Below are 13,195 nucleotides of genomic sequence, written 5' to 3'. Positions count from 1 at the left end.
GTACTAGTATCTTATTCTTCTACCACTGCGATTTTTGCGTCTACGAATAGAAGATATCAATAGGAAAACTAATACTATAATAGCAATTAGTACAATCACAATTGCAGCATAGATAATTATATTATTTTTGAGTATAGTAGCTTTTGAAACCATTGGATATAATTTATAAGTTTTTACATAATCCTTTTGTTTAACAACTAAAGTTCCAATAGAGGTTTTTTTATTAAGTTTCCATGGCTTTATAGGATCGACTTTAATGGTAGTTTCTCGTTTGACATCATTTTTATAAAAAGTCACATCTTCTTTTGAGTCTAGTGGTATATTAATTGTTTTTGTTGGTCCTATAAATGGAATAACTTTATAGGGTACAGATATTATTGTTTTAATAACAGTATCTTTTTTTGTAGTTACTTCTTTTTTAGCAGCATAACTATAATTAATAAGTTTGGTCATGTCATCAAAAACTATTGTATCTTTTGGTAGGTTATATGTAGAATTCATAACGACACCCAAAATATGGCGACCATTACGTTCATATATAGAAATTAGGCATCTTCCAGCCTTTATTGTATATCCAGTTTTACCACCTACGTTACCATCTATGCCAAGCAGTTTATTTCTGTTAGTAACAGTAGCAACAGGACCATTAGCAGATTTAATTACACTTGTTTTTTTACCCATAGATTTCTTTACCCAATCATTTTTATAAGAGGCTCTTCCAGCGAGAGTTAAGTCGTAAGGCGTTGTAAAATGCTTATCATTTGCATCATCTAAACCATTCGGGGTGATAAAATGAGAAGCTGTCATTCCTAGTTTCGTGGCTTTATCATTCATCATTTTAGCAAAATTAACTGGATTTCCACCAACGTTGTCTGCAATCATATAAGCAATATCATTTCCAGAATAAAGAAGAAGTCCATCCATTACATTGTCAGCGGACATTGTATCTCCAATAGCTATGGGATGAATATTTAGGTTATAAGAGTATGGTGGTTGCGCCTTTGCATTCTTAGTGTATTTTAAGTTGTCCGTTGCAGTCTTATTTTCAGCAAGTAGCAAAGCTGTAATAAGTTTTGTTATGCTGGCAGGGTACATCTTATTATCAATGTTTTTTGCGTAAATAATTTCATTAGTGTCCATATCTACAGAGATTGCAGCTTTACCATCTAATTCTGGTGGGTTAGTAGCGGCAAAAACTGTTGTAGAAAAGACTAAAGTAAAGAGCAGTGTGAATAATAAAAGTCGGTTTCTTCTTTTCAATTTTCATCTCTCCAGTTTAATTAAATTTTATATTTATCTATGAGTAAACACAAGCATAAGTATAGCATTTTAATTTATGAAGAACAAGGTACATTGTTTAATGAAGAAGAAAAAACACTTGTGTTTGAAAATGATTACTATTTTTCTGAGTGACTAATTAGTAGCATTTGCTAGAGTTTGATTTACCAACATATAATTTATAGCCTATTAAAACCGAAGTAATGCTTATTATAATTGTCGCAATAGCTACGAAAAGCAAGATTGTACCTGCGTGAGGCATGATAGAAAAACTTTCAAGAAACTCTACTTTACCAGTGATCGGTGATATAGGCATAGTAAGTTTTAGAAAAAACAAAAGTCCGTAACCAATAATAGCAAATCCTGCAAAGCTTGTGAGCCTGAGTTTTTTGTTTTTTATAAAAGTAATTGCAACTCCAGCAAAAATAACTATGACTAATATGTATAACATTAACATATTACCTTTTGTTGTATTTATTATTTGATGGACAGCAGGTTCTGGGGGTGATTGACTAAATCCTTGGGGATACACAAGGTACAAAAATCCAAATAGAATACCTACAAACGCTGAGCCAACAATAGAGACGGCAATATATAATATAAATATGAGTATTATTGACAGCAGGAATACATTTAGCACTGTGTATTTTCTACTAACAGGAACAGTTTCAAATAGTCTTTGATCACTGTAAAGCATTCGGTTAATCATCCATATACTTATTACAGGGAAAAGAATGGGGGTAACATCATTTGAAGATGATGTATTTCCTGTAAATATCAACATGTTCATAAGAAACATAGCAAAAGCACCAAGACCATAACGCATTTTCTCAGATGTATTTTTGGAGTTAATATTAATTGGTGGCATTGAATTTATCAATAATTTCTGAAAAGTAATTAGCTTTTTTAACATATTAAGCACCTCTTTCCTTTAATCTTCGTTTTATCGTACCCATGTAAACCATAATGTCCTCAATTGTGGGCCTTACAGTTTTAACACCTGCTAAATCTTGAAGTTTTAAAATTTTAGTGCATAATCCCTCATATCCAAAAGTCGTTTCCTTTATTCCTATAAGTTCAGATTTAATAACATCTGTCATAGTGTCTCTCTCAATATGTGCAAGGAGATAAGTATCAAGCATTTCGTCTTTGCCTTTAGAAAAAATAATTTTACCATTATCAATCATTGTTATATAATCAGCAATTTTTTCAAGATCGCTTGTAATATGTGTTGAAAATAGTATGGACTTTTGATCATTTTGTATAAGATCTAATAGTAGATCAATAACAGCAGCTCTTGCGATTGGGTCAAGCCCTGCTGTGGGTTCATCAAGTATAATTAAATCTGGACTATGGCACAGTGCCATTACAATTCCGAATTTCATCTGCATACCTTTTGAATATGTTAAGAGCTTTTTATTTGGATCAAGCTCAAACCGTTCCATCAGTTCGTCAAATATAAGGCAATCAAAAGTTTTATAAAAGGGTGATATCATTTTTTTGATTTTAGTTGGTTTGAGATTAAGGGGATAGATTAGAGTATCAAACACAACTCCTATTTTTGCTTTGACAGTTTCTTCATTCCCAAACATAGAAATACCGTTGAATAACACTTCTCCTGATGCTTTTGGAATCATATTAAGTATTGTTTTAATAAGCGTTGTTTTACCTGAACCATTTTTTCCTATAAAGCCCATAATAGTTCCTTTTTCAATTGAAAAATTTATACCACTTAAAGAAAAATCTCCTATTTGTGAGTTCAAATTATTAATTTCCAAAGCCTTATTTGTCATATTTATTACCTCCATATATTTCATTTATAACTTCAATGATTTCCTCATGTGATAGCCCTGAAGTGTCGGCAAAGTCTTTAATTTCGAGAAGTCTTTCCCGAAGCATGTCAATATGAATTTCTTTAACTTTTTTGAGGTTAATCTCTGCTACAAAACATCCTCTTCCTTGTAAGTTGATTACAATGCCCTCTTTCTCAAGTTCTTCATAAGCACGTTTTACAGTTATTATTCCCACCTTTAAATCCTTTGCCATAAGTCTTATAGAGGGCAATTGATCCTTAGATTTTATATTCCCACTTAATACCATTTCTTTTATTTGATTCTGTATTTGTTCATATATAGGTGTTTGTGAAAGTGCTGATATAAGAATATTCGTGCACACCACCTCCTTATCTACTGTTATTATATAATAGACACAGTAGGCTGTCAATGATTTCTTTGTATTGAAGTTAATTACTTTTAAATTACAATTCACAGTCAGTACTTTAATAAAACTTGCCACTTGTCATGTGGGTGGCACAAAAAAAGTCTTTTATGGTAAAATGGGTTTATAGATTAAAATGAAAATATAAAAATTTAAATAAAAGGTTTTTATTAAAAAACTTGCCACGTTGGTGGCGTAAGAAAGGTTGTGATTAAGATAATAAATAAGGTAGAAGAAATATTTAAGGATAGAATTCCTAAAGTAATAGGTGAGTTTGATGAAAGTGCGGTTATGATATTACTTGTAGAGGATAATGATGAATTATCTATTGTATTTGAAGTACGAGCTTTGAAATTAAGAAGTCAGCCAGGTGATGTTTGTCTACCAGGCGGGAGAGTTGAGCTAAATGAAGATCCAAAAGAAGCCGCAGTGCGAGAAACTATGGAAGAATTGAATTTGGAAAGAGATCAAATTAAAATAATTGGAGATATGGATTATTATATAAGTCCTTATGGAAATATAATGTATGCTTATGTGGGGTATCTAAAATATGGTGAAATAAACCCCAGCGTATATGAAGTTGATCATATATTTAAAGTCCCATTAAAATTCTTTTTAGAGAGTGAGCCATTACATTATAATATGGAGATAGGACCCTTAAAACAAGAAGGTTTTCCTTTCCATTTAATTAATGGAGGAAAAAACTACAAGTTTAGGAAAGGTTTTTTAGATCAATATTTTTATGAGTATAATAACTACGTAATATGGGGCTTCACAGCTCAGATTATTAAAAGTTTTATCAAAGTTTTATCAAAGTATTAGAAAAATAAAGTTTTAAAAAGCAGTAATAATGTTTAAATTATTACTGCCTTTTAGGTTATGCTATTTTTTAGTAACAATCTTATTTTTCTTAATGAATACGAAAACACTTAATACAATAGCAGCTATATAGATAAAAACATATACTATTGAAAGTAAATGAGTAGCATAGAAAAATTTCAAATAAATAAAAGCAAAAATTGATATAAGGGACCAAAATAGAGAAATAAATGCTATTATATTATTTCTTTTTCTCCAATGCTCAGGATCTTTCATAGTTCCAATAATATTTTCTCGACGTTTACTTTTAGCACCAGTGTTAATCACAAGAAATTTGTAATATAGAAAAAATATAAATTCTATTATAGAAACAACAAAAAATATATATGATAGAGATACACTTGTTATGTTCAAAAAAATCACTCCTTTTAGGAAATAATATGCCCTAAAAGTTAAAACATAACACTATTCTTTTTTGTCATCTATAGATTCTTCATAATAATCTGTTCCCCATTTACACATAATGTCAAGTATTGGCATTACACTTTTACCTTGTTTTGTTAAAGAGTATTCTACTTTTGGCGGAACCTCGGCATATACTTTTCTATGAACCATTTCGTATGCTTCTAATTCCCTAAGTTGTTGTGTTAACATTTTTTGTGTTATAACACCCATGGATCGCTTTAATTCACTAAACCTTAATACACCGTTATTCGCTAATCTCCAAAGAATTATTGGCTTCCATTTACCACCTATAATATCTAATGTTAATTCTATAGCACAACTATATTCTTTGTTATTTATTTTCATTATTTTATCACTCATAAATACCTCCTGTATTTCTTATTGTAAATTTAGTAATATATAGTAATTTAGGATATTAGGTCACTTAAGATACTAAGTAACTTATAAGTTAGTACTTGTTTAAAAAACATCTAGTATGTACAATTATATCATTGATATATTTTATATACAATATGCCTATAAGGCATATTAAAAAAGGAGGAAAAAAATGAAAGAAATTTATAATTTACATAATGAGACTATAGGGTTAAAGGTGGTAGAAAATCTTAAAAAAAATGATTTTTCAGCTATTTATTTAAAAACAGGCGTTGAGGCATCAAAATTTATAATGGATAATATACGTAAAGGAGATAAGGTTGGCTTTGGAGGGTCTATGACCGTAGTAAAACTCGGCATACAAGAAAAGGTAGCATCCCTTGGAGGATTTGTTCTAGATCATGGCGATCCGACTTTATCACCTGATGATAAAATGGAAACTATGAGAGGGGAACTCCTTAGTGATGTTTTTATATGTAGTTCTAATGCTGTGACAATGGATGGTGAACTTGTCAATATTGATGGTGTAGGAAATAGAATTGCCGCAATGACATTTGGACCTAAAAAAGTTATTATTGTAGTTGGTGTTAATAAAATTTGTAAAAATGAATCTTCAGCTTTTGAAAGACTAGAACAAATTGCGGCGCCAATGAATAACATGAGACTAAAGATGCCAAATCCTTGTACTAAAACTGGTGTTTGCATGGATTGTAAAGCAGCTAGTAGAATATGTAGAGTTTACTCTGTAATTAAAAGAAGGCCTGTGAGAACAGATATGACAGTGATTGTGATTGGTGAGGAACTTGGATATTAACGACATTTAATTATTTATAGTTAATATTAAAAAAACACTTCAATTTATTGGTAAAATGCCTTATAATGTTACTAAAGTTACAAAGTTACTTTAGTGACAAAATATGGGAATGGAGTGATGAGATGTTACAGTGTCCTTTTTTAACAACTATGGAGGAAGAGGTAGAATGTTTTAAAGAGTGTGATTTACATAAATGGTCAGACAATGGAGGCAAATGTCCATTTGTTGAGTTAAAAGATTTTAAGCCCTTTATCATTAATAATATTACTGATTATGATATATTTAGTGAGGATAGAAATTCACAATTGAAATCATTGTACAAAGATCGATACTTGTAGTATTAATATTATGTAATTGTGCATAATATTAACTAATGGAACTTAATTTTGTTTTCCTAAAATATTAAGCAGGGAAGTGAGTTTAATTGGAAAGAACCTTGATATTAATTAAACCTGATGGAGTTAAACGTGGACTAATTGGAAGAATCATTAACCAGTATGAAGAGAAATCACTAGAAATTGTAGCACTTAAAATGATAACGGCTACAAAAGATATTGCAAGGAAACATTATAGTGAACATGAGGGACGCGAATATTTTGAAAAACTAATAAATTATATTACTGAAGGGAACATATGTGCGATGGTTTTAATGGGTGAAAAAGCTATTGAAATAACACGGAAAATTAATGGAGATAAGGACCCTGTTAAAGCAGAAATTGGAAGCATAAGAGGAAAATTTGCAATAGATAAAACTAATAATTTAGTTCATGCCTCTGATAGTATAGATAGTGCAGAACGTGAAATTTCAATTTGGTTCCCAGAACTTACGTGCAAGGATATCTTTGGGAGCTCTAAGAATTTGTTTGCTCAAACACAGGGACCGTTAGTAAATGTTTAACGACATTTCAGAAGGAAAGCCTCCAACTTCTATAAGTGGGAGTTACATACCCTAACTGATAGAAAACTTTAGTGGGAATATAAATTTCCTTCTGAAGTCGTTAATATTGCAGCTCCGCAGGAGATGATTTAACAACATAAATCTATATTAAAAAGCTAACCAATTTAAGTTTGGTTAGCTTTTTGTTGTAATCTTAGTAATTAATGTGAACCACAATGCCCAGAGCAACCACCACAAGAGTCACTGCCATGTTTTGGACAACTAGGTTTACTATCGACTGTAAGCGTTGTTTTAACCCAAAATCTAGAATCGCTATAGGCTATTGTGAGTTCACATATGTTATCTAAAAGAGTACTATCATATAATATTTTTAAAGTTTCAATATTGTTTTTAATATCTCCTGTTTTAAAATTATCTAGGTAAATGTCAACTTTCGAAGTCTTGCAACAAGCACTGTCGAATACAAATCTTACGCTATCACATGTTTCATCAAGTTGAATCATTTCCATTAGCTCATCTAGAGCAATTTTTGAAATTTTGATTTTTAATGGTTGTGCCATACGTCCTCCTAACATTCATCTATGATGTAATAGGCATATTCATGTTATTCCTCAAGAATTTCAGAATAATGATTTAATAAACCTTGTTTTAGGTTCCATAAATTCCAAGAAAGATCTACATAATATGCATGGGGATTATCAAATCTTAAAACCTCTGTCCATAATTTAGAGACTTCTTGCTCAGAAAATGCTTTTATTTCCATAACAGATGGAGATTCATAAATTTGTTTACCATTTTCAAATAGTTTAACCATAAGCTCTTTTATATAGTAGTGTTTAAGATTTTTCTTTTTCCAAGTATAAGTAGGATTAAATATTTCAAGGGGTCTGTTTTCATCAAATTTTTCGTCATGCAAGGTAATGAAATCTGCAATGGCTTTATGAGTTGTTTTATCAAAAATTCTATATAGTTTTTTAAAAGCAGGATTAATAATTTTTTCTGCATTTTCACTAATTTTAATTTTTGGTATTATTACTCCATCATTTTCAACGGCAACAAGTTTATAAACGCCACCAAATACTGGTTCAGATCTTGCAGTAATAAGCCTTTCGCCAACACCAAAGTTATCAATTTGTGCCCCGTTTTCTAGTACTCCGCTAATAATATATTCATCGAGCGAGTTAGAAACAGTAATCTTTACATCAGCATATCCAGCTTCATCTAGTATTTCTCTAACTTTTTTAGTTAGATAAGTAATATCACCGCTATCAATTCGTATTCCTTTAGGCCTTTTACCCATAGGTTTAAGTACATCATTAAACACCTTTATAGCATTAAGGATACCAGAGCGTAGTACGTTATAAGTATCTATAAGAAGTACACAGTTATCTGGGTAGGTTATCGTCCAAGCTTTAAAGGCATCATATTCAGTATCGAAAAGTTGTACCCAACTATGAGCCATAGTTCCTAGTGCTGGAATATCAAACATTTCCTCTGCGATAGTACAGGCAGTGCCAACGCAACCACCAATAACAGCAGCACGAGCTCCATATATAGCACCATCATAGCCTTGAGCACGCCTTGAACCAAATTCCATTACAGGTCTACCTTTTGCAGCCCTGCATATTCTACTAGCTTTAGTAGCAATTAATGTTTGATGATTTATTGTAAGAAGGATCATTGTCTCAACAAATTGAGCCTGTATAATAGGTCCTTTAACTGTAACTAGGGGTTCACCAGGAAAAACAGGATAACCCTCGGGTATTGCCCATACGTCACAAGAAAACTTAAAACTCTTTAGATAATCAATAAATTTATCTGAAAAAGTATTTTTGCTTACTAAGTAGGCTATATCATCCTTTGAAAATGATAAATCAGAAAGGTATTCAAGTAATTGCTGTACACCGGCCATAACGCAATAACCGCCACCATCAGGAATTCGTCTAAAAAACATATCAAAGTATGCAATTTTGTCTTGAACATTATTATCAAGATAACCATTTGCCATAGTTAATTCATAAAAGTCTACAAGCATTGTTAGATTTCTTTCATTTCTCACATTAAAATCTTTTGAATATATCATAGTTTTTTCCCCTTTGAAATTTAATAAAAGTATATAATGGAATTATAACATAATTATATATTAATGTTTTGTTAGGATTATTATACTAGTATTTTAGGTTTAAACACAATATATGATAAATTAAAGTAGGTGGATGAGAGTGGAGAAGAAACATAATATGAATAATAAAATTGGAGATAGTAAAATAAGCACTACATTAAGTAAAGAGCAAAGGGATGCTGTTTTTTCTAATAATAGAAATTTATTAGTTACAGCAGGACCAGGAAGTGGTAAAACAGTTGTTATTGTTAATAGAATCGTTCATCTAATAAATGAACAAAGGTTTAGCCCGAAAAATATTATTGTAATTACTTTTACAAGAGCTGCAGCTATTAATATGAAAAATAGGTACATTGCTATTAATGGAAGGGCAAGTGTTCCGTTTTTTGGAACATTTCACGGTTTGTTTTATAAAATACTTAAAAATTATTATGGTGAAATAAAAATAATAGATACATTTGAGGTATATAAACTTATAAAAAACGTACTAATGTCCTACTTGGATGAGGTAGGTGATGAAAAGGTAAAAGAAGTTATAAATAATATTTCAGTATTTAAAACAAGCGATGATATCTTAGAAAAGTTCTCTCCTAGTATTGATAAAGGAATATTTATAGCAGCATATAATATTTATGAGCAATATAGGAAAGAAAGAAATTTATTTGATTTTGATGATTTACAAATAGGCTGTAGAGATTTATTTATAAAAAATTATAAGATACTTCAGGGATATAGATCTTTATTTAAACATATCTTAGTTGATGAATTTCAAGATTGTGATTCTATGCAGGTTGAGATATTAAAACTTTTAAATGAGGAAAACTCAATATTTGCAGTGGGGGATGAGGATCAATGTATCTATGGATTTAGAGGGTCAAATCCTGAATGTATGGTTAAATTCTCAGAGCATTTTGAGGGTGGAGGGAAATTACAATTATCAACGAACTACAGATGCCCAAAGAATATAGTAGAAATATCCATGAATACTATAAAAAACAATCAGATGAGAAATGAAAAAAATATTGTAGCATTTAAGGAGCAAGATGGTGGCATTGTTGTACTTAATAATGTAAATGAAAATGTACAAGCAGAGGAAATTAGTAATATTATTCAAAAACATATGGCAGGCCCTGATAAAAATTATAGAGATAATGCCATATTATATAGAACAAATGTAGAATGCAGAAGCTTAATAGATGTTTTTATTAAAAAAAGGATTCCTTTCATGCTTTTAGATAAAGAATATGATTTTTTTCAACATTTTATATGTAAAGATATAATTGCATATTTAAAATTAAGCATTGATCTAAGTGATAAAGAAAGTTTTCTTAGAATAATTAATAAGCCATTTAGATATGTAAGCAGATTAAATTTAGATAATATAAAAAGAAATATTGTACGCGAGGATTGTTTTGAAATGTTAAAGGAAATTGATGGTATACCTATATTTCAGATGAAGATGATAGATAAGTTAAAAAAAGACATACATTATTTAAACAAAATTTCATTAGCCAGTGCAATAGATAATTTAGTATTAAGCATAGGGTATCATGATTATATAAAAGAATATTGTACTAAATTCAAAATTGACTTAGGCGAGATGGAAGATGTTATAGACGAATTTAGGCAATCAGCTGAAGGATATAACAATATAATAGCTTTTCTAGCCCATGTAGAACAGGTTAAAGAGGAAATAAGTAAGCATAAGAGAAATGTAGAAGAGGATGCGGTAATACTTAGTACAATCCATGGAGTAAAAGGTATGGAGTTTAAAAACGTATTTTTGATCAATTGTAATGAAGAGAATATCCCACATGTAAATAGTATAGAGAATAACTTAGAAGAAGAAAGAAGACTATTTTATGTAGGAATTACAAGAGCCATAGACAATGTTTGGTTATGCATTAGTAAAAGTGTTAAAGGAAAGGTTAAAGAAACCTCACGATTCATTAAGGAATGCAATATCATAGGTGGTAATGATGTTAATTTACCTTTTAAAGAAGGGGATACTGTAATGCATAAAAGTTTCGGAGGTGGGACGGTTATTTCCATTAATGATAAGGATTTAGAGATTAAGTTTGAAGGGGATATTATACGCAAATTTGATACTAGTGTACTTTATAATAATTCATTGATATCAAAAGTATAAATCAACCAATGTTTACAATCTGTGAGAATAAACAACTACATAATCATAGGTAATGAAATTATAAATAAAAAAGTACTGCACAAAGGCAAATTCCTAAGTGCAGTACTTTTTTATTTTCAGTTAAAACATTCTAAATAAAAGGATGTCTAAATTATAGACTATTTTCAAAATTCTATTCATTATGGAATAGAATAATTTAGTTTAGGTTAGATAATACTAATCAGAGATTAGATAATAGTTGAAAGTAGAGGATAAAATTGATTATATGTGAAAATTGCGGAAAAGATGCAGATGAAAATGAAATTTTTTGTTGCTATTGTAGTTATAACCTACAAGAAAGTTTAGAAAATATGCAACAATCTAGGGTAGAATATAAGAGTGAGAAAAAAAATAATTGGTTTAATAAAATACTAACAAATAAGGGTGTTTAAATTTTCTCCTACAATAGTTATTGGTAGATATAAAACTTATTCAAATTTATAAAAGTAAAAAAAGGGCTATTTACATAATTGTGTGGATAGACCTTTTGTTTTTAATGCTGATATTGTTGAATAAAGTTTTTGCATTTCGCCTATAAGTAAATTTTAAAATATTTATTTTTAACATAAATTGTGTTAATATGTAACTATTAACAACATAAAAAAGTAAATATTAATGTTTGTTAATTCATATTTACATAGCTTTTATTGCATTTTTTTTATGTAATAAAAATAGGGGGAATCGATTAATGAAAAATTTTAAAAAAATTATGATGATGGGATTTGTGTTATTGATAGCTACGCTGTCAAGGCCAGTGATGGCACTGGGGTTAAGTGGTTTTAGCGATGTTACAAATTTTTCTGTGGTAATAGGAGAAAATATGTATACTTTAGAGTATGCGAACGATCTAAATAATGCAAAGCAAATTAGTGATGCAGTACTTAAAAGTAAAGGTGATATTTTTATAAAAATAGACGATAACGGTTGGATAAATAATAATGATGGGTCGCGTGTGAATAAAGATTCTGTAGACATTTCAACTATTAAATATAATAATGGTATAGCAATAACTCAACAAAAAATTGCTAAGATTAACATTACTTCAACTAAATTAGAAGTTGATAATGTAACTAGTGGTTTTGGAGATGGACATGCAACTTATCAAGTATTAGATTCATTAGGAAATGATATTACAACGACATCTCTTGCTAACGGTATAATCTTCAAATCTGGAGTGGGTACTGTAGAAGGAAAAAATGGTAGACTTAAAGTAACACCAAACATGAATCTTTTGACATTTACTTCGGGTATAGTAATAACTGCCAATGACCCAATAAGTGGAATTTCAACAAATACTAAATTAAGCGTTACATTAGCTGGAGCTACACAAGGTAGTACATTAAGTGATATAAAACTTTTATCATTAAAAAATGTTGATGGTAAAATGTTGACTGCAGGGGATACTACAACTGTTTTCTATGCTGGATACCTAGCTAAAGATATTAGTGGGATACCTACAACAAATTATACGCTTATGGAACAAGGATTGATATTGACTGGTGATCATATGCTGAATACGTCAAGTCCATATGTAGTAGCCCAACTTGTAAAAGATCCTATAGACCCATCGATAGGATTAATAAAAGTAACAGCAACTAGTGATACTATTTTAACGGATAGGCCAGTAGTAATCAATGCATTTACTTTGAAAGGTACATCTTCAACAATAAGTATTACATTGAAGAAGCAAGCGGAAATAGATTCGTTCATATTAATAGTTCCAAGTGAAGATATATATTCTGGTGAATCAAAGGTAATTCCATTTATAGCATTAGATCAAAATGCAAACTTAATCACAAAATTTAGTGAATTGGATGGTCATGTTAGGCTTGTAGGGGCGACATTTGAAAGGAACTCTGATGGAACTGCTTGCATAAAAAATAATAAAGTGTATAATCCAATGACTGCTTTAATGTCTGCAAATATAACGGCAATTACACCAACAGGTAAGCATAGCAGTATAAATATAAATATTCAGCACAAGTGATTTTGATGGCATGGAACATATTGAGAATTGTA

The 13,195-nt window shown here is 30.2% G+C and carries 15 protein-coding genes; 7 read left to right on the top strand and 8 right to left on the bottom strand.

Annotated features, from left to right (window positions below; all coding sequences use genetic code 11):
- Positions 1 to 3 precede the first annotated feature (3 nt).
- The 4 genes from A7L45_RS16100 to A7L45_RS16085 all read right to left on the bottom strand — a co-directional run bounded on the left by A7L45_RS16100 (position 4) and on the right by A7L45_RS16085 (position 3,453).
- On the bottom strand, positions 4 to 1,260 hold the full coding sequence (locus A7L45_RS16100) for a D-alanyl-D-alanine carboxypeptidase family protein (protein WP_071613735.1): 1,257 nt from the start codon (positions 1,258 to 1,260) through the stop codon (positions 4 to 6).
- Between the two features lie 157 nt (positions 1,261 to 1,417).
- Positions 1,418 to 2,191: a hypothetical protein gene (locus tag A7L45_RS16095; protein WP_071613734.1), complete on the bottom strand. Its 774-nt coding sequence runs from the start codon at positions 2,189 to 2,191 to the stop codon at positions 1,418 to 1,420.
- 1 nt (position 2,192) lies between these two features.
- Entirely contained in the window at positions 2,193 to 3,071 is an 879-nt protein-coding gene (locus A7L45_RS16090; RefSeq protein ID WP_071613733.1) for an ABC transporter ATP-binding protein, read from the bottom strand.
- Complete coding sequence (locus A7L45_RS16085) at positions 3,061 to 3,453, bottom strand: GntR family transcriptional regulator (RefSeq protein WP_071613732.1); 393 nt, start codon at positions 3,451 to 3,453, stop codon at positions 3,061 to 3,063. Before A7L45_RS16085 ends, A7L45_RS16090 begins: the two co-directional genes overlap by 11 nt.
- Before the next feature lie 249 nt (positions 3,454 to 3,702).
- Here A7L45_RS16085 and A7L45_RS16080 point away from each other — a divergent pair, with 249 nt between their 5' ends.
- Positions 3,703 to 4,317 (top strand): NUDIX hydrolase, encoded by a 615-nt coding sequence (locus A7L45_RS16080; protein WP_309249095.1) that lies wholly within the window; start codon positions 3,703 to 3,705, stop codon positions 4,315 to 4,317.
- A 60-nt stretch (positions 4,318 to 4,377) separates the two neighbouring features.
- Here A7L45_RS16080 and A7L45_RS16075 read toward each other — a convergent pair whose 3' ends face one another.
- Both A7L45_RS16075 and A7L45_RS16070 read right to left on the bottom strand, forming a co-directional pair.
- On the bottom strand, positions 4,378 to 4,728 hold the full coding sequence (locus A7L45_RS16075) for a hypothetical protein (protein WP_071613731.1): 351 nt from the start codon (positions 4,726 to 4,728) through the stop codon (positions 4,378 to 4,380).
- A gap of 51 nt (positions 4,729 to 4,779) precedes the next feature.
- Entirely contained in the window at positions 4,780 to 5,139 is a 360-nt protein-coding gene (locus tag A7L45_RS16070; protein WP_071613730.1) for a winged helix-turn-helix transcriptional regulator, read from the bottom strand.
- A gap of 187 nt (positions 5,140 to 5,326) precedes the next feature.
- On the opposite strand from A7L45_RS16070, the gene A7L45_RS16065 reads away from it, so the two are divergent.
- The 3 genes from A7L45_RS16065 (at position 5,327) to ndk (ending at position 6,866) form a co-directional block, all read left to right on the top strand.
- Positions 5,327 to 5,968, top strand: a complete 642-nt coding sequence (locus A7L45_RS16065) for a lactate utilization protein (RefSeq protein ID WP_071613729.1) — start codon at positions 5,327 to 5,329, stop codon at positions 5,966 to 5,968.
- A gap of 65 nt (positions 5,969 to 6,033) precedes the next feature.
- Positions 6,034 to 6,306: a hypothetical protein gene (locus A7L45_RS16060; protein WP_236900457.1), complete on the top strand. Its 273-nt coding sequence runs from the start codon at positions 6,034 to 6,036 to the stop codon at positions 6,304 to 6,306.
- An 86-nt stretch (positions 6,307 to 6,392) separates the two neighbouring features.
- Positions 6,393 to 6,866: a nucleoside-diphosphate kinase gene (gene ndk / locus A7L45_RS16055; RefSeq protein WP_071613727.1), complete on the top strand. Its 474-nt coding sequence runs from the start codon at positions 6,393 to 6,395 to the stop codon at positions 6,864 to 6,866.
- Between the two features lie 200 nt (positions 6,867 to 7,066).
- Here ndk and A7L45_RS16050 read toward each other — a convergent pair whose 3' ends face one another.
- Positions 7,067 to 7,426 (bottom strand): hypothetical protein, encoded by a 360-nt coding sequence (locus A7L45_RS16050; RefSeq protein WP_071613726.1) that lies wholly within the window; start codon positions 7,424 to 7,426, stop codon positions 7,067 to 7,069.
- A gap of 44 nt (positions 7,427 to 7,470) precedes the next feature.
- Entirely contained in the window at positions 7,471 to 8,949 is a 1,479-nt protein-coding gene (locus A7L45_RS16045; protein WP_071613725.1) for a nicotinate phosphoribosyltransferase, read from the bottom strand.
- Positions 8,950 to 9,088: 139 nt separating this feature from the next.
- Between A7L45_RS16045 and A7L45_RS16040 the strand changes: the two genes are divergently transcribed.
- The 3 genes from A7L45_RS16040 (at position 9,089) to A7L45_RS16035 (ending at position 13,163) form a co-directional block, all read left to right on the top strand.
- On the top strand, positions 9,089 to 11,137 hold the full coding sequence (locus A7L45_RS16040) for an ATP-dependent helicase (RefSeq protein ID WP_318011231.1): 2,049 nt from the start codon (positions 9,089 to 9,091) through the stop codon (positions 11,135 to 11,137).
- A 257-nt stretch (positions 11,138 to 11,394) separates the two neighbouring features.
- Positions 11,395 to 11,568 carry a hypothetical protein gene (locus A7L45_RS23335; RefSeq protein ID WP_169829613.1) on the top strand — a complete coding sequence of 58 codons (174 nt, stop codon included), beginning with the start codon at positions 11,395 to 11,397 and terminating at the stop codon, positions 11,566 to 11,568.
- Between the two features lie 296 nt (positions 11,569 to 11,864).
- Positions 11,865 to 13,163 carry a hypothetical protein gene (locus A7L45_RS16035; protein WP_071613724.1) on the top strand — a complete coding sequence of 433 codons (1,299 nt, stop codon included), beginning with the start codon at positions 11,865 to 11,867 and terminating at the stop codon, positions 13,161 to 13,163.
- Positions 13,164 to 13,195: the final 32 nt, after the last annotated feature.

The sequence above is a fragment of the Clostridium estertheticum subsp. estertheticum genome, from assembly GCF_001877035.1.
GTDB classification, from domain to species: Bacteria; Bacillota; Clostridia; order Clostridiales; family Clostridiaceae; genus Clostridium_AD; species Clostridium_AD estertheticum.
Note: the sequence above shows the minus strand (reverse complement) of the source record. Positions and strands in the feature narration are given on the sequence as shown.

Coding starts and splice junctions, on each gene's coding strand:
- A7L45_RS16095 (WP_071613734.1), bottom strand. CDS start 2,191: ATGTTAAAAAAGCTAATTACTTTTCAGAAATTATTGATAAATTCAATG.
- A7L45_RS16090 (WP_071613733.1), bottom strand. CDS start 3,071: ATGACAAATAAGGCTTTGGAAATTAATAATTTGAACTCACAAATAGGA.
- A7L45_RS16070 (WP_071613730.1), bottom strand. CDS start 5,139: ATGAGTGATAAAATAATGAAAATAAATAACAAAGAATATAGTTGTGCT.
- A7L45_RS16065 (WP_071613729.1), top strand. CDS start 5,327: ATGAAAGAAATTTATAATTTACATAATGAGACTATAGGGTTAAAGGTG.
- A7L45_RS16060 (WP_236900457.1), top strand. CDS start 6,034: ATGTTACTAAAGTTACAAAGTTACTTTAGTGACAAAATATGGGAATGG.
- A7L45_RS16050 (WP_071613726.1), bottom strand. CDS start 7,426: ATGGCACAACCATTAAAAATCAAAATTTCAAAAATTGCTCTAGATGAG.
- A7L45_RS16045 (WP_071613725.1), bottom strand. CDS start 8,949: ATGATATATTCAAAAGATTTTAATGTGAGAAATGAAAGAAATCTAACA.
- A7L45_RS16035 (WP_071613724.1), top strand. CDS start 11,865: ATGAAAAATTTTAAAAAAATTATGATGATGGGATTTGTGTTATTGATA.